The organism is Nocardia sp. NBC_01377 (assembly GCF_045040005.1).
GTDB lineage: Bacteria > Actinomycetota > Actinomycetes > Mycobacteriales > Mycobacteriaceae > Nocardia > Nocardia noduli.
The window spans coordinates 6,642,320-6,656,650 of the sequence record NZ_CP109566.1 but is presented as its reverse complement, the minus strand read 5'-3'; the positions used below and the strand labels follow the sequence as shown (position 1 = coordinate 6,656,650).

General features: G+C 67.4%; 17 protein-coding genes and 2 pseudogenes. 9 read left to right on the top strand and 10 right to left on the bottom strand.

Annotation, left to right across the window (positions count from 1 at the left end; genetic code table 11):
* The first annotated feature begins 188 nt into the window (after positions 1–188).
* Positions 189–656 carry a PaaI family thioesterase gene (locus OG225_RS30600; RefSeq protein WP_405178383.1) on the top strand — a complete coding sequence of 156 codons (468 nt, stop codon included), beginning with the start codon at positions 189–191 and terminating at the stop codon, positions 654–656.
* A 63-nt stretch (positions 657–719) separates the two neighbouring features.
* Here the strand turns inward: OG225_RS30600 and OG225_RS30595 are convergent, their stop codons facing one another.
* A complete protein-coding gene (locus OG225_RS30595; RefSeq protein WP_405178382.1) occupies positions 720–1,733 on the bottom strand; it encodes an aldo/keto reductase in 1,014 nt (337 codons plus the stop codon).
* Positions 1,734–1,833: 100 nt separating this feature from the next.
* On the opposite strand from OG225_RS30595, the gene OG225_RS30590 reads away from it, so the two are divergent.
* Positions 1,834–2,685 (top strand): helix-turn-helix transcriptional regulator, encoded by an 852-nt coding sequence (locus OG225_RS30590; RefSeq protein WP_405178381.1) that lies wholly within the window; start codon positions 1,834–1,836, stop codon positions 2,683–2,685.
* Between the two features lie 9 nt (positions 2,686–2,694).
* On the opposite strand, the gene OG225_RS30585 is transcribed toward OG225_RS30590, so the two are convergent.
* Positions 2,695–3,153 carry a MarR family winged helix-turn-helix transcriptional regulator gene (locus OG225_RS30585; RefSeq protein WP_216918095.1) on the bottom strand — a complete coding sequence of 153 codons (459 nt, stop codon included), beginning with the start codon at positions 3,151–3,153 and terminating at the stop codon, positions 2,695–2,697.
* Positions 3,154–3,229: 76 nt separating this feature from the next.
* Here OG225_RS30585 and OG225_RS30580 point away from each other — a divergent pair, with 76 nt between their 5' ends.
* The 3 genes from OG225_RS30580 (at position 3,230) to OG225_RS30570 (ending at position 4,478) form a co-directional block, all read left to right on the top strand.
* Positions 3,230–3,601, top strand: a complete 372-nt coding sequence (locus OG225_RS30580; protein ID WP_405178380.1) for a VOC family protein — start codon at positions 3,230–3,232, stop codon at positions 3,599–3,601.
* 68 nt (positions 3,602–3,669) lie between these two features.
* Entirely contained in the window at positions 3,670–4,002 is a 333-nt protein-coding gene (locus tag OG225_RS30575; RefSeq protein ID WP_405178379.1) for an ArsR/SmtB family transcription factor, read from the top strand.
* Positions 3,999–4,478, top strand: coding sequence for an SRPBCC family protein (locus OG225_RS30570; protein WP_405178378.1), 480 nt, complete (start codon positions 3,999–4,001; stop codon positions 4,476–4,478). The genes OG225_RS30575 and OG225_RS30570 overlap by 4 nt, the downstream gene beginning before the upstream one ends.
* Before the next feature lie 51 nt (positions 4,479–4,529).
* On the opposite strand, the gene OG225_RS30565 is transcribed toward OG225_RS30570, so the two are convergent.
* The 3 genes and pseudogenes from OG225_RS30565 to OG225_RS30555 all read right to left on the bottom strand — a co-directional run.
* Positions 4,530–5,519, bottom strand: a complete 990-nt coding sequence (locus OG225_RS30565; RefSeq protein ID WP_405178377.1) for a pirin family protein — start codon at positions 5,517–5,519, stop codon at positions 4,530–4,532.
* 22 nt (positions 5,520–5,541) lie between these two features.
* A pseudogene (locus OG225_RS30560) lies at positions 5,542–5,790 on the bottom strand (GNAT family N-acetyltransferase); the annotation flags it as partial.
* A gap of 78 nt (positions 5,791–5,868) precedes the next feature.
* Positions 5,869–6,324 (bottom strand): annotated as a pseudogene (locus tag OG225_RS30555) (carboxymuconolactone decarboxylase family protein); the annotation flags it as partial.
* A 117-nt stretch (positions 6,325–6,441) separates the two neighbouring features.
* Between OG225_RS30555 and OG225_RS30550 the strand changes: the two are divergent.
* Positions 6,442–6,813 (top strand): hypothetical protein, encoded by a 372-nt coding sequence (locus OG225_RS30550; protein ID WP_405178376.1) that lies wholly within the window; start codon positions 6,442–6,444, stop codon positions 6,811–6,813.
* A 131-nt stretch (positions 6,814–6,944) separates the two neighbouring features.
* Here OG225_RS30550 and OG225_RS30545 read toward each other — a convergent pair whose 3' ends face one another.
* The 3 genes from OG225_RS30545 to OG225_RS30535 form a co-directional block, all read right to left on the bottom strand.
* Positions 6,945–7,964, bottom strand: coding sequence for an aldo/keto reductase (locus OG225_RS30545; protein ID WP_405178375.1), 1,020 nt, complete (start codon positions 7,962–7,964; stop codon positions 6,945–6,947).
* The gene (locus OG225_RS30540; RefSeq protein WP_405178374.1) at positions 7,961–8,407 is read right to left on the bottom strand and encodes a MerR family transcriptional regulator; all 447 of its coding nucleotides are present in this window, start codon (positions 8,405–8,407) and stop codon (positions 7,961–7,963) included. The genes OG225_RS30545 and OG225_RS30540 overlap by 4 nt, the downstream gene beginning before the upstream one ends.
* A 118-nt stretch (positions 8,408–8,525) precedes the next feature.
* Positions 8,526–8,894 carry a VOC family protein gene (locus OG225_RS30535; RefSeq protein ID WP_405178373.1) on the bottom strand — a complete coding sequence of 123 codons (369 nt, stop codon included), beginning with the start codon at positions 8,892–8,894 and terminating at the stop codon, positions 8,526–8,528.
* Positions 8,895–8,993: 99 nt separating this feature from the next.
* On the opposite strand from OG225_RS30535, the gene OG225_RS30530 reads away from it, so the two are divergent.
* The gene (locus tag OG225_RS30530) at positions 8,994–9,197 is read left to right on the top strand and encodes a hypothetical protein (protein WP_216918103.1); all 204 of its coding nucleotides are present in this window, start codon (positions 8,994–8,996) and stop codon (positions 9,195–9,197) included.
* A gap of 29 nt (positions 9,198–9,226) precedes the next feature.
* Here OG225_RS30530 and OG225_RS30525 read toward each other — a convergent pair whose 3' ends face one another.
* Entirely contained in the window at positions 9,227–9,718 is a 492-nt protein-coding gene (locus OG225_RS30525; protein ID WP_405178372.1) for a SixA phosphatase family protein, read from the bottom strand.
* A 217-nt stretch (positions 9,719–9,935) separates the two neighbouring features.
* Here OG225_RS30525 and OG225_RS30520 point away from each other — a divergent pair, with 217 nt between their 5' ends.
* Entirely contained in the window at positions 9,936–11,606 is a 1,671-nt protein-coding gene (locus tag OG225_RS30520; RefSeq protein WP_405178371.1) for an FAD-dependent oxidoreductase, read from the top strand.
* Between the two features lie 63 nt (positions 11,607–11,669).
* On the opposite strand, the gene OG225_RS30515 is transcribed toward OG225_RS30520, so the two are convergent.
* A complete protein-coding gene (locus OG225_RS30515; RefSeq protein ID WP_405178370.1) occupies positions 11,670–12,440 on the bottom strand; it encodes an acyl-[acyl-carrier-protein] thioesterase in 771 nt (256 codons plus the stop codon).
* 226 nt (positions 12,441–12,666) lie between these two features.
* Between OG225_RS30515 and OG225_RS30510 the strand changes: the two genes are divergently transcribed.
* Complete coding sequence (locus OG225_RS30510; RefSeq protein ID WP_405178369.1) at positions 12,667–14,238, top strand: serine/threonine-protein kinase; 1,572 nt, start codon at positions 12,667–12,669, stop codon at positions 14,236–14,238.
* The last annotated feature ends 93 nt before the right edge of the window (positions 14,239–14,331 follow it).

Sequence of the window (14,331 nt, the reverse complement as noted above, 5' to 3'; positions counted from 1 at the left end):
TCCGTTTTTCGGAGCGGGGCGATCGTCGTCTCAGGGGGTATCAGCGTGCGGTTTCCATATCGGCACCGATCGGTCGTGTGCTCGTCATCTTCGGCACTCCATCAGGTTGGTTCCGCGTTGTGTGGGCGGCGTCGACTGTGGGGGTTCCGGAGGGCAGCGAGGGCGAATTCCGGTGAGTGGGAGAGGTTATGGACGCGATTATCGGTGATCTGGTGATGGCCGAATTCCAGAAGCTGGGGTTCATTCGGTACGCGGGGATCGTGGCGGTCGAATTCGCGACCGGTCGCCATGTGGTCTCGATCGATCCGGGACCCGAACATCTCAATCAGAACGGTGATCTGCACGGCCCGTTGCTGTTCGGACTCGCCGAGACCGCCGCGATCGGTGCCGCGATCTCGACCATCGTCGGCCTGGTCGGCGATGCTTTCGTCGTGGCCAAGGGTGGCAGGATCGAATACAGCGCGCGCGCCAAGAGCGATGCCGGGCCGTTCATCGCGACGTCGGAGGTGGACGGCGAGTTGCTCGATCGGGTGCGCACGGACACGGTCGCTCGCCGACCGGTCGAATTCGAAGTGCCGGTACGCGTCGTCGACAACACCGAAAAGCTGGTCGCCGAAGCCTTTTTCACCGCCGTGATCCGGCCGCCGCGCACCTGATCGCGAGGCAACCCGGTGGCTGGGTCGTGGGGCTCGCCCGGGGCGCCCGCGCGGCCGGAGACTTCAGCGCTCGCTGTCGAGCATCGCCATCTGCGCCTCGGCGTAGCGGGTGCCCGCCACCCGCTCGGCGGGCACCGCCGCCTCGATCGCGGCGAGATCGCCCTCGGTGAGCCCGATATCCAGCGCCCCGACCGTTTCCGCCCACCGATCGCGTCGCCGAGCACCGATGATCGGCACGATATCCGTGCCACGGCTCAGCACCCAGGCGATGGCCGACTGTGCCACCGAGATATCGTGCTGGGCCGCGACTTTCGCGAGCGCCTCGACCAACTCCAGATTCCTGACCAGGTTCTCGCCTTGGAATCGCGGGGTGTGCGCGCGGTAGTCGTTGCCGCCGAGGGGCGTTCCCGCGCGGACCGATTCGCTGAGCAGCCCGCGTGAGAGCACGCCGTAGGCGGTGATCCCGATGCCGAGTTCGCGGGTGACGGGCAGGATCTCGGCTTCGATGCCGCGCGAGATCAGGGAGTATTCGATCTGTAGGTCTGCGATCGGGGCGACGGCCGCCGCCCGGCGAATGGTGTCGGCGCCGACTTCGGAGAGTCCGATGTGACGGACGTAGCCCGCCTCGACCAGGTCGGCGATGGCGCCGACGGTGTCCTCGATCGGAACCGACGGATCCAGTCGCGCGGGCCGATAGATGTCGACGTAGTCCACCCCGAGTCGTTGCAGGGAGTAGATGAGGAAGTTGCGCAGTGCGGCGGGGCGGTTGTCGACGCCGCCCCACGTTCCGCCCGGCCCGCGCAGCGCGCCGAATTTGACGCTGAGCGCCACGTCCTCACGCGGACGGTCGGCGATGGCCTTACCGACCAACTGTTCGTTGTGTCCGGCGCCGTAGAAATCGCCGGTGTCGATGAGATTCGCGCCGGAATCGAGCGCGTCGTGGATGGTGGCGATCGATTCGGCGTCGTCGGAGGCGCCGTATATGTCGCCGGACATGCCCATGGTGCCGAGGCCGACGCGGCCGACGGTCGGGCCGGTGTTGCCAAGTCGCACGGTGGTGATATTCGATGTGGTCATGTTCTCAGCGTGAGCGCGATGGCACGGCGGTGGCAGAGACCGTTCATCGGGGGAGCGGCGATCCCTGGCTGAGGCGGGGTGGGGCGGGGACAGTGGAGGTATGGACCGACCCGGATTGGCAGATTTCCTGCGCCGTCGACGCGAGCAGTTGACGCCCGCCGATGTCGGGCTGCCGCCCGGCGTGCGCCGTCGGACCCCGGGGCTGCGGCGCGACGAGGTGGCGTTGCTGGCGGGTATGTCGACGGATTACTACACGCGGCTCGAGCAGTCGCGCGGTCCGCGGCCCTCCACCCAGGTGCTGGCGTCGCTGGCCCGCGCGCTGCGGTTCAGCAGCGACGAACGCGACCATCTCTATCACCTGTGCGGTCACGGCGCGCCCGGTCGCGGGCTCGGTGACAAACACGTCGGTCCGGGGATTCTGCACATGCTCGCCAAATTGGACGACACTCCGGCCACGGTGATCACCGATCTCGGTGAGGTGCTGGTGCAGAACCGGATGCACAGCCTGCTGGTGGGCGATCACGGCGAGCGCCGCGGCCTCGATCGCTTCTACGCCTGGCGCTGGTTCACCGATCCGGCGGGGCGCGCCCTGTTCCCCGAGGAGGACTGGGATCGGCTCGGCCGCAGTCATGTCGCGGATCTGCGCGCCACCGCCGCCCGCCGGGCCGCCGACGCCGATGTCATCGAATTCATCGGCGCACTGCGGGCGGGGAGTGCGGAATTCGAGTTGCTGTGGAACGAACACGAAGTGGCGGTGCGGCTTTCGGATACCAAACGTATCCGGCATCCCGCCGTCGGTCTCGTCGAGACGGTGTGCGAAACCCTGCTCACGCCGAACGCCGCGCAGCGACTGCTGGTCTACCTGCCGCGTCCCGGCACCGACGCCGCCGACAGGTTGGCGCTGCTGCGCGTTATCGGCACGCAGACCCTGACGCCCGCCCAGGACGGATAGAAACCGGCGTCACGGCCGCATGTCGTCGCTCAGGCGTCGCAGGTAACCGGCGAATCGCCGACGGTCGCGAAGGCTCCAGTCCGCGGTCAGTTCGGTGAAGGTCCGGCGCTGCCAGTCGCGGGCCTCGCCGAGCAGTTCTTCGCCTCGAACGGTCAGATGCAGCACGGTTCGGCGACGGTCGAGACTCGATTCGCTTCTGCGCAGGTATCCGGCCGCGGTGGCGTCGCGGACCATCCGGCTCGCCCCGGAGTGATCGAGGCCGAGTTGGTGCGCGACGGCGCTCACGGTCGCCTCCGTGGATTCCCCCGAAGCCGCGGCGACGGCCTCCACGACCTGCACGGACAGGGCGTGCCGGAGTTCGTCGGGCAGGTCGGCCGACGTGCGGTTGATCCAGCGCCGCGACCAGAAACGGATAACGCGAAACAGTGCGGGCCCTCCGTCGGCGGGATCGTCCGGTTGTGCGGTCATGGGAGAATAATATCGCGATTCGGGTGTGATCCGCATGTATATTTGTATGCGTATCGCATACGAATCGGAGGTGCGCATGACGATCGTCCTGAATCACACGATTGTTCCGGCTGTCGACCGGGTGGCGGCGGCCACCTTCTTCGCGGAGTTGCTCGGCGTTCCCGTCGGCGAACCGGCGGGTCCGTTCGTTCCGGTTCGCGTCAATGCCGACCTCACCTTCGATTTCGATGATCGCGGTGCTGTCGAACCCGGTCATTTCGGTTTCCTCGTCGATGACGGCACCTTCGACGCGGTGTTGCGTCGGCTGGAATGCCTGCCCGATGTGCCGTACGGCTCGGGGCCGACCGGGGGGTGGGATCGGGCCGTCGATCGGCTCGATGGTGGTCGCGGCGTCTATGTGCGGTCGCCGGAGGGGCACAGCTACGAGTTCTTCACGGTGGTTCCGTAGCGGCGGGTCGGGTCCGTCGCGCGGAGTGTCCGTTGACATCGCGGTGTCGGGCCGCAATACTGAACCTGATGGTTCAGTATGACTTCCTGGACGCCTCGTTCGGCGCACTCGCGGATCCCACCCGGCGTGGGATCCTCGAACACCTCGGCCGCGGCCCGGCGACCGTCAGCGCACTGGCTGAACGTTTCGAGATGACCCTGACCGGCGTCAAGAAACATCTTCGGCTGCTGGAGGAAGCGGGCATGGTCGTGACGGAGAAGCGTGGCCGGACTCGATATTGCAGGCTCGGCGCGAATTTCCTCGACCGCGAAACGGCGTGGTTGCAGGGATATCGGCGCATGGTGGAAGCCCGAATGGACCGTCTCGGTGAATTCCTCGAGCGAACGGAGCCACACGAATGAGCACACAGACGACAACCGATGCCACGATCACCACTCCCGTGGAGCGCGAAATCCATGTCGAGCGGGTTTTCGACGCACCCCGCGAACGGGTGTGGGCCGCCTACGCCCGCATCGAACAACTCGTCCAATGGTGGGGGCGCGGCAACCGGGTCGACGTGGAGCGGTGGGAATTCCGCAAGGGCGGCCACTATCGCTTCGTCGAGCACTCCGAGGGCGAGACCCACGGCTTCGAGGGGCGCTTCCGTGAGATCACACCGCAGGAGCGCATCGTGCAGACCTTCGAATGGGACGGTATGCCCGGCCACGTCGCCATCGATGACGTCAGTTTCATCGACCTCGGCGACGGCCGGACCAAGGTGGTGACCGTCAGCCAGTACCACACCCCGCAGGAGCGCGACGGAATGTTGCAGTCGGGCATGGAATCCGGACTCAACGAGAGCTACCGCGCGCTGGACGCCCTGCTCGCGAAGGGCTGAGACACGACGGGAACCGGCCCCGCGCACACTCGTGCGCCGGGGCCGGAACCGTCAGTCGTGAGCGGTGCCGACCCGGCGTCTGCGTGGTTTCAGATGTAATCCCGGCAGCGGCGGGGCGGGAATGCGCTGCTCTGGCGTATGGCCCGCGACATCCGGGAAATGGTCGAGATCGTGGTTCTCCCAATCGTTTCGGGCCGAAACGATCTCCTCGTGGCTGCGCGCGACGAAATTCCACCACATCACCAGTTCCTCCCGGAACGGCTCGCCACCGATCAGCAGGAAATGCGCGCCCGAGGTGGATTCGAATCGCAATTCGGCGCGTTCGTTACCCAGATACAGCAGCGGCCCCGGCGCGAGATCGATTCCAGCGGCCCGGACATCACCCCCGACCAGCATGAGCGCGTATTCGAACGCGGGTTCCAACGGCAGGGTCACCTCGGCCCCGGGTTCGAGCACGACGTCGGCGCCGACGATCGGAGTGTAGGAACGCGCGGGCGAGGTCTGTCCAGCCAGCGTGCCGATCAGTACCGTGGCGCGGAGGCCGGGAGCTTCGTGGACCGGCAGATCGCGATGCTGTTCGAAATGCGCGTCGATCCCGGTGCTGTCACCGGGCAGGGCGATCCACAGTTGCAGACCGTGCCCGGCGGGCGCGTCGGCCGAGTAGTACTCCGAATGCGCGACGCCGCGACCGGAGGTCATCAGATTCAGCTGGCCGGGATGGATCTCGACATCGGAGCCCACCGAATCGCGATGCCGGATCTGCCCGACGAACGGCCAGGTCACCGTTTGCAGGCCGATATGCGGATGCGGGTCGATATCGGGCGGCGCGTCGGTCTTGGTGACCGTCGGCGAGCCGAAATGGTCGAAGAAACACCACGCGCCGACCGTCGGCAGATCCCGCTGCGGCAGCACCCGCTCGACGAAGACACCGCGTACCCCGCCCAACGGCACCTCGCGCGCCGGATACAACTCGGTGACCGGACCCGGACCGGGCGCGGGTTCGCACACGGCCTCGTCCGGGCACGGTTCCAGGTCGCTCATCCGCGCGCCCCGGCGACGGTCGTCACCGCTGGATGCCCTTGCCGAGCACGTGCGCGTCGAATTCCGGGTGCTTGTCCAGGTAGGCGCGGATGAACGGGCAGTGCGCCTCGATGACCCGGCCGCGAGCGACGACCTCCCCCAGCGCCTGCTGGGCGAGAACCTTGCCGAGGCCCTTGCCGCCGAAGGCGTCGTCGATCTCGGTGTGGATGAAATCGGTGACGTCGTCGCGTTCGACGTATTCGGCGAACCCGGCCAACGCGCCGCCGTGGAACACCTCGTAGCGGTGCTTCCCGGGATTGTCGGCGACCTTGTTCTCGGCGGTGGGCTCGGTCATCGTCTTCTTCTCCTTCCGAGCGGGCAGCGGGTGCCCGCTCATGATCGATACACGGTTGAAAGCGCCGATGACCGTGGCCGCCCAGACGACGACGGACACCTGATCGTCGGTCAGGTGTTCGCGAGCGCGGGCGTATTCGCGGTCCATCGTCGCTTCGTCGGGCAGGGTCGCGGTGAGTTCCGCGAGCGCCAGCACGGCACGGTCGAACGAGCTGAACGGACCACCGCGCCGCCAGGCGGGCAGCACGGCCAGTTCCTGTTCGGTGGCCCCCGCGGCGAGCGCGGCCCGGTGATGCACTCCCAGGCAGTAGACGCAGCCGTTGAGCTGGGAGACCCGCACATTGACCAGTTCGATCACGCGCCGGTCCAGCCCCGCCGCCGCACCCGCCGCGTGCACCTCGATCGCGACGGCGATCAGTGCTTTCTGGGCCGAGGGCGTCTGCTTGTCGATCCAGACCCGTTCACCATTCACTCTCGCGATGGTAGTTGCCGCACACCCGTCGCGATCGACCAAGCGGACCGTGGTCCGACGCGGCGGCTCCGGACCGACGCTCGCACGGTCGCTCCGCGAAAGGGTAGATTTCCGGTGGTGAGCACCGCGCAACCACGCCTGTCGCCCGCCATCGACGGCCGAGACTCCGCCGGTCGTCCGATCCTCGAGCGGTCTCCGCTGCCTCCCGATATCGCCGCCGACGTGCTCGCCTACCTCGAACACGCCCCGGTCGTCCTCAGCGCCCGCAGTTTCGACGTCGACGAGTTCGCACCCGCCGACCGCGCTGTCCCGATGAACTTCCACACCGACGGCACGTTCGTCTGGCCCGGCGCGGTGCCCTACAACCTGCGCAAGTACGGGATCTCGCCCGAACCGGCACTGGTCGATCACGTCGTCGCGCTGGGATGCCGAATTCCCGAAGTCGACGACGCGACACGGCAACTCGCGGTGTCGGTCGTCGTCGGCTGACGGCCGAATCGGAAGCGGTGCTTTCGACGAGACCTTCCTTCGACGGCGGACGGCCTCGACCGTCGCCTGAAAGCCGGTGACCGACTCGCGATCTACCGCGGACCGTGTGCGAGAACCACTCCGGTGAAACGCTATTCGCGACCGGCGGAGGTGGACGTCATATCCGCGTAGCGAGGTCCAGCGACCCGGTCGGCGATCGGTTCGAGGGAGGCCAGTTCGTCGGCGGTCAGCGCGAGGGCGGCCGCGGCGGTGTTCTCGGCCAACCTGATTCGGCTGCGGGTGCCGGGAATCGGGACGACGGGCACGCCGTGCGCGTCCGCGCGGGAATGCGCCCAGGCCAGCGCCACCTGGGCCAGCGAGACGCCGCGGGCGTCGGCGATGGCGCGCAGCGGGGCGAGCAGTTCGGCGTTGGCGGTGGCGTTCGAGCCCGAGAACCGTGGCATTGCCCGACGGAAATCGTTCTTGTCGGCCAATTCGTCCGCGGCGGTGAACGATCCGGTGAGGAAACCGCGGCCGAGCGGTGAGTAGGGCACGAAGGTGACGCCGAGTTCGGCGGCCGCGGGGACCGCGGTGCGCTCGACGTCGCGGGAGAACAGCGACCATTCCGACTGGAGCGCGGCGATGGGATGCACGGCGTGCGCCGCCCGCAGTTCCGGACCCGTCACCTCGGACAGGCCCAAGGCGCGGACTTTGCCCTGCGCGACGAGTTCGGCCATGGCGCCCACTGATTCCTCGAGCGGAACCCGGGGATCGCGCCGGTGCATGTAGTAGAGATCGATGGTGTCGATGCCCAAGCGGCGCAGGCTGGCGTCGACGGCGGCCCGAATGTAGTCCGGTGAGTTCTCGATACCGCGAAAGGCCGGATCGTCGGCTTTGCGGACGATCGCGAATTTGGTGGCGAGGACCACGCGGTCCCGGTTGGCTCGCACGAAACCACTGAGGAATTCCTCGTTGTGACCGGAGCCGTAGACGTCTGCGGTATCGAACAGGGTGACACCCGACTCCAGCGCCAGTTCCAGCGTGGCCCGTGATTCGGTGAGGTCGGAGGGGCCGTAGAACTCGCTCATCCCCATGCAACCCAGGCCCTGGATACCGACGTCGATACCGCTCGCACCCAATGGTGCCGTCGGAAGACTTCCCGTCGTTGTCATACATTGATCCCTTCGCTGATGTGCGTGGCGGGCGTGCCGGAACCGCCTTGGTAGATCTCGATCTTGTAATCCAGCACGTCCACGGTCCGACGAAGTTCTTCGATCTTGGCGAGGACCTCGGCGCGGGTGCGGCGGAACATCTCCAGCCGCTCGGGGAGGGTGGAATCCCCGGCGCGCACCAGTTCCGCGTAGCGGACCATGTCGGCGACCGACATACCGGTGGTGCGCAAGCGCCCGATCAGCGCCAGCCATTCCAGGTCCCGGTCGCTGAAGCGCCGTCGGCCGGTGTGATCGCGGCCGATGTAATCCATCAGCCCGATCCGCTCATACCACCGCAGGGTGTCGCGGCTCAGTCCCGATCGCTCGGAGACCTCACCGATCGAATAGCGCGGTCGCACTCGATCCTCGACCTCGGTTCGGTCCACCGCTGCGGTTTCGCCCACTGCCTCGCCCTTCCCGTCGAACACGACCAACGGTAGCCACCTGGAGCGCACTCCAAGCAAGGGCGACGACGGTGGATGTTCCCGCGACATGCCCGGCCACGCGGCAGGGCACGCGGGCTCAGCTGTATTTCGGCAATTCCTGGACCGACCACTTGTTGCCGTCGGGATCGCTGAAATAGGTGAACAGGCCCCAGCCCTCGTCCTTCACCGGTGTCGCCGCCACCCCGGCCGCGAGCAGCTGCTGGTAGGCATGTTCGGCACTGGCGACAACGATCTGCATGCCCTCCACGCTGCCCGGCGCGGCCTGCGTGATGCCGCGGCCGATGCAGATCGAGCACCCCGAACCCGGCGGTGTCAGCTGGACGAAACGGATGTCATCGGTGGGGCTGTGGTCGTGATCGGCGTTGAAACCGATGCTGGTGTAGAAATCCTTGGCCCGGTCGACGTCGGTGACCGGGATGGCGACGAGCTCGATTTTCCAGTCCATCGCCACAGCATCCCACCGGGTACCGACATCGAAGCGGCGGCCACGGCACGAACCGCGTATGCCCGGCCCATCCGGCGATTTCGGGCCTACCCTGGTGGCATGGCAGGTAAGGACATCGACCGGATCAGGGCCCGTTCGGCCTGGGCGACGGTCAAGGAAAGCCCGGTGATCGCCGCGATCGCGGTGGCGCCGTTCGTCATCGCGCTCGGACTGGTGTGGTGGCTCGTCGGTGGGTTCGCCGCGTTCGTGTTGCTGATCGTCCTCGGGGCGGTCGTGGTGGTCGGCGGCAAACTCACGCGCTGAGACGCGCGAGGGCGGAGGTGGCGACGTGCTCAGCGGGGAATGTGGAACCGCACCAGATCGCCCGCACCGGGGTCGAGCTGCGCCCACGGCCGGTCGAATTCGAGGACCGCCAGCGCCGAGGTGGGAAATTTCCGGCTCAGTTCGATCGCCGGGATGGAGTCGCGGTTACCCGCCAGCTCCCACGCCGTCCACGGCATGCCGGGGGCGTGCCCGATCACCAGCAGCGTCGACACGTCGTCATCGCTGAGCCGGATCAACTCGATGAGCGATCGAGGGGAGGCCTCGTAGATACCCGGTTCGAAGACGACGGGGGCGGTGACTCCGGTCGCGGCCAGGGTTTCGCGGGTGCGGCTGGCGGTGGAGCAGCGGACCGCGTCGATCGGCGGCTGGGTCTCACGCAGCCAGTGCCCCGCCAGCCCGGCTTCTCGCTGTCCGCGCGGCGCCAGCGGGCGTTCGTGATCACCGACGCCGTCCGGGTAGGCGGACTTGCCGTGCCTCATGAGGATCAAGGTCCGAACCATGCCGAATACAGTAAGACGTACCACCGGTGAGGTGTGGATCGACGCGGGTCGGGCCTGCTGTGATAGCCAGGTAGGCACTCCGCCGCGAGGCGTACGCCACTCTCGAGGCACACTGAAAGCGGCGTCACATACGCTTATCCGCTATACCGTGACACCGCCGTCCACCTCAACCCCAGGGTGGCACACTGCCCACGCACATTTTCGAGGATCTGCAAATATGGCCTACGTAATCACGCAGCGTTGTTGCAACGACGCCAGCTGCGTCTCCGAGTGCCCGGTCGATTGCATTCGCCCGACACCGGACCAGCCTGATTTCGCGACGACCGAGATGCTCTACATCGACCCCGACACCTGCATCGATTGCGGTGCCTGTGTGGACGCGTGCCCGGTGGAAGCCATCTTCTCCGAGGATGACCTGCCGGCGTCGCTGGCTCGGTTCCGCGATATCAACGCCTCCTATTTCGAGCGGCATCCGCTCGAGTCCAACTTCGACCCGATCAAGACGCCTGCGCGCCCGCCCAAGGATCTGGGCACGCTACGCGTGGCGATCGTCGGCGCGGGCCCAGCGGCCTGCTACGCCGCCGACGAGCTGCTTCGCCGTTGCGATGTGGAGGTCGAGATGATCGACCGGCTACCGACGCCGTGGGGCCTGGTGCGAGCGGGCGTCGCGCCCGACCACCCGGGCACCAAGACGGTGTCGAAACTCTTCGAGTCGGCGTTCCGGCGCGAGACGTTGCAGTACTACCTCAACGTCGAGGTCGGCACCCACATCTCGCACGAGGAACTGCTCGAGCACCACCACGCGGTGATCTACGCGGTCGGCGCTTCCTCGGACCGCAAGATGGGTGTGCCGGGGGAGGATCTGCCCGGCAGCCATTCGGCGACCGAATTCGTCGCCTGGTACAACGGCCACCCCGACTACGCCGATCGGACCTTCGACCTGTCGGGTGAGCGGGCGGTGATCGTCGGAAACGGCAACGTCGCCCTCGACGTGGCGCGGGTACTGACCGTCGACCCGGACGACCTGGCCAAGACCGATATCGCCGACCACGCCCTGGACGCGCTGCGCGGCAGCAATATCCGCGAGGTCGTCGTGCTCGGCCGTCGTGGTCCGTTGCAGGCGGCCTACACCTCGCCGGAGTTCCTGGCGCTCGTGCACCTGAAGGGCGTCGACGTGATCGTCGACGAGGCCGATCTGGCACTGGATCACGCCAGCCAGGAACTGCTGGACGACCCGATGGTGGAGCCCTCGCTCAAGCTCAAGTACACCCTCGCCGAGGAGTACGCGGGCGGGCGGCGCGATCCGGCGAACAAGCGGATCGTGTTCCGGTACCTGGCCTCGCCGACCGCCGTGCACGGCGCCGACAAGGTCGAGTCGCTGGAATTCGTGCACAACGAATTGTTCAGCGAAGAGGGCCAGTTGGTGGCGCGGGCGACCGACCGCACCGAAACCCTGGAAACGGGCCTGGTGCTGCGTTCCATCGGCTACAAGGGCGAGGCCGTCGCGGACCTGCCGTTCGACGAGCGACGCGGCGTCGTGCCCAACGAGCACGGCCGGGTCATCGCCGCCGACGGTGCGCCGGTGAACGGGGTGTACGTCAGCGGGTGGATCAAGCGTGGCCCCCGCGGTGTCATCGGCTCGAACCGGATCGACTCCGAGGAGACGGTCGAGCAGTTGATCGGGGACTTCACCTCGGGCAAGCTGGTCGCCCCGCAGAAGGACCGCGCTGCGCTCAAGGCGCTGATCGGTGAGCGTCAGCAGGATCTCGTCGACCGTGACGGCTGGAAGGCCATCGACGCCGCCGAGAAGACCGCGGGCAAGGCGGCGGGACGCCCCCGCGTCAAGCTCACCACCCGCGAGGATCTGCTCAAGGCCGCACGCGGCTGAACGAATCCGGACGCCGGTCGGATCCCGTGGTCCGGCCGGCGTTCGCGCGTGGTGACCACGGGCCTACGGCAGCGGCATGATCCGCACGACCGTCGTCGTCGTCCCGCCGACGACGAACCACAGGCGAAGAACCGGTCGTCCCGACCGGTCGCCGGGTTCGTAGCGGGCGCGCACCGAGACGTGCTGACGCGCCAGCACCGGCGCGACGTATTCGATCACCGCGCGGTGCGGCGCGGCGACCAGTTTCGGGTATTCCACCAGGAACTGTTCCACCGCCTGCCAGTAGCAGGCGTTGTTGACGTGGTTGTACTGGTCGATATCGGTGGCACGCACCGGGAACGGCATGTCGATATCGGATTCCGGCGGGGTGGAGTCGGTGAGGTAGGGCCGCCACCGCAGCCGGTGCTCCTGGGTGGTCTGCGCCAGGTAGGCCAGGCCCTCGTCGCTGATCCTGGCGGGCATGTTGCTCGACTCGCTGATATTGATCCAGAACCCCTCGGTCTCGATCAATCCGCCGTTCTCGCTGGTGATCCGCACTCGCATATTGGTCCACCGCGTCGACATGCTCGAGCACCACCGCAGCATCCGTACCTCGTCGGGCCACTGGATGGGCCGGATGACGTCGATGACGGTGCGACGTACGATCCACACCGGATCGGTGCGGTGCAGCGAGGTCCGATGCAGCTGCTCCCAGGCGATATCCTGCAAATAGCGGGCGACGCTGTCGAACCGGAGTCGGTCGTACGGATCCACATCACCAGCCCGGATGGGCCACGCCGAAGCAAAGCCCATGCCCTCCTGGGGAAGCGGGGCGAGTGGCTGATCGAGTGACACTTGTGCTCCTCGCGCTGCACGGTGTGCCGCGTTTTCTTGCGGTGCTGTTGTGAGACGACTTTACGGGGCTCACGTCACACCCTCGCGTCGAGCCGTCTCTACCGACAGGTATTCCCGTCGCCGGGTGTTCGCCGGAAGCGCGTGTCGCGCCCTCGGAGGACGAAGCTCGCGACCGGTGATTTCCACGGGACCGACACGGCCGGGGCCGGAGCGGTAGCCTGAGTGAATGGCCACGGGGTCTAGGGTGGGTTCTCGATTCGGGCGCTACGAACTGCGCCGTCTACTCGGTGTCGGCGGGATGGGCGAGGTCTACGAGGCCTTCGACACCACCAAGAAACGCACCGTCGCACTCAAACTGCTCGATGTCGGACTCGCCAGGGATCCGGAATTCGTCGAGCGGTTCCGCAGGGAGTCGCGTTCGGCCGCCAGACTGCAAGAGCCGCACGTCATTCCGGTGCACGACTGGGGTGAGATCGACGGCGTCCTCTACATCGATATGCGACTGGTGTCCGGTCACGACCTCAAGGATCACATCCGTTCGCACGGCAGACTGGCTCCCGCCGAAGCCGTCTCGGTCATCGAGCAGATCGCCTCCGCGCTGGACGCCGCGCACGAGGCCGGACTCGTGCACCGCGACATCAAACCCGCCAATATCCTGATCACGCGCAACTCCTTCGCCTATCTGGTGGATTTCGGCATCGCGTATTCCCATTCCGACGCCCAATTGACGGGCACCGGCAGCGCGATCGGCTCCTTCGCGTACATGGCCCCGGAGCGTTTCGTCGAGGAGAAGAACACCCCCGATCCCGCGATCGATATCTACTCGCTGGCCTGTGTGCTGTACGAATGCCTGACCGGCGCCGTGCCCTTTCCCGCCAACAGCTTCCCGGTCGCCATCCACTCGCATCAGATGTTGCCGCCACCGCGCCCGAGTGCGAGCGAGCCGGGACTCGCCGCCTTCGACGCGGTCGTGGCACGCGGCATGGCGAAAGAGCCCCGCGCGCGCTACCGCACGGCGGGTGAACTGGCGGTCGCCGCCCGCGCGGCCTTCGACCGTGTCGATCACGGGGTCGCGGCGGCGAATGTCGCGTGGGAAGCGCCGACGTACACGCGGCTCGCGCCTCCCGTCGACGTCTCGCGGCCGCATCCGACGCGCCAGAGCGCCCCGCGTACGCACCCGTCGGCTCCACTGCCCATTCCACCGGCGTATCCGCCCGCGCGCCACGGCGACGGCCGGGCCATGCCGATTCTGGTCGGCGCGCTCGGCACGTCGGTGCTGGTCCTGGTCGCGGTCATCGTGATGTGGTGGCTGTGGTCGCCCGACCCCGATCCGACGCCGGTGGCGACCCCGGTCTCCACGCCGACCGCCGTCGCGTCGTCGCACACCGCGACCGCGTCGGCCGCGCCGGTGCGTACGACCACCGCGTCGCCCACCCCGACCACGACGAAGGAGAGCGCACCGCCGCTGACGGGTTCGGTCGGCGGCACCGACGGACAGGGCTTCGTCGGCGGCCCCCGGTGCAACGCGGCCAACCCCGCGTACGCGATCGGCCGCACCACGGGATCGCGGATCGTCGTCTGTCGGACCGGCGCGGGCAGGTACTACTACAAGGGCGTGCGCGACAGCGACAACCTGGGGATCGAACTGGACGACCCGGTACCGACCGGCGACGGCGGCTTCACCGTGACGAATCCGCAGGACGGCACCCGGTACGTGATCTCGCCGTCGAGCCTGACGGTGGTGCAGAACGGCAGAACGGTCGCGAGTGAGACGATGATAGAGTTTGCCTCTCGTTGATGGACTCGTGACCGTGCGCGCGGCTCGTTGAGTGCGGTGCGCCGCCGCGGATAGGTTGGATCGCGACGTCGCGGTGGCGTCGTGGACAGAGAG

What these genes read in the sequence shown, in the direction of transcription:
- OG225_RS30600 (WP_405178383.1), top strand. Translation starts at nt 189, where the DNA reads ATGGACGCGATTATCGGTGATCTGGTGATGGCCGAATTCCAGAAGCTG.
- OG225_RS30595 (WP_405178382.1), bottom strand. Translation starts at nt 1,733, where the DNA reads ATGACCACATCGAATATCACCACCGTGCGACTTGGCAACACCGGCCCG.
- OG225_RS30590 (WP_405178381.1), top strand. Translation starts at nt 1,834, where the DNA reads ATGGACCGACCCGGATTGGCAGATTTCCTGCGCCGTCGACGCGAGCAG.
- OG225_RS30585 (WP_216918095.1), bottom strand. Translation starts at nt 3,153, where the DNA reads ATGACCGCACAACCGGACGATCCCGCCGACGGAGGGCCCGCACTGTTT.
- OG225_RS30580 (WP_405178380.1), top strand. Translation starts at nt 3,230, where the DNA reads ATGACGATCGTCCTGAATCACACGATTGTTCCGGCTGTCGACCGGGTG.
- OG225_RS30575 (WP_405178379.1), top strand. Translation starts at nt 3,670, where the DNA reads ATGGTTCAGTATGACTTCCTGGACGCCTCGTTCGGCGCACTCGCGGAT.
- OG225_RS30570 (WP_405178378.1), top strand. Translation starts at nt 3,999, where the DNA reads ATGAGCACACAGACGACAACCGATGCCACGATCACCACTCCCGTGGAG.
- OG225_RS30565 (WP_405178377.1), bottom strand. Translation starts at nt 5,519, where the DNA reads ATGAGCGACCTGGAACCGTGCCCGGACGAGGCCGTGTGCGAACCCGCG.
- OG225_RS30545 (WP_405178375.1), bottom strand. Translation starts at nt 7,964, where the DNA reads ATGACAACGACGGGAAGTCTTCCGACGGCACCATTGGGTGCGAGCGGT.
- OG225_RS30535 (WP_405178373.1), bottom strand. Translation starts at nt 8,894, where the DNA reads ATGGACTGGAAAATCGAGCTCGTCGCCATCCCGGTCACCGACGTCGAC.
- OG225_RS30530 (WP_216918103.1), top strand. Translation starts at nt 8,994, where the DNA reads ATGGCAGGTAAGGACATCGACCGGATCAGGGCCCGTTCGGCCTGGGCG.
- OG225_RS30525 (WP_405178372.1), bottom strand. Translation starts at nt 9,718, where the DNA reads ATGGTTCGGACCTTGATCCTCATGAGGCACGGCAAGTCCGCCTACCCG.
- OG225_RS30520 (WP_405178371.1), top strand. Translation starts at nt 9,936, where the DNA reads ATGGCCTACGTAATCACGCAGCGTTGTTGCAACGACGCCAGCTGCGTC.
- OG225_RS30510 (WP_405178369.1), top strand. Translation starts at nt 12,667, where the DNA reads ATGGCCACGGGGTCTAGGGTGGGTTCTCGATTCGGGCGCTACGAACTG.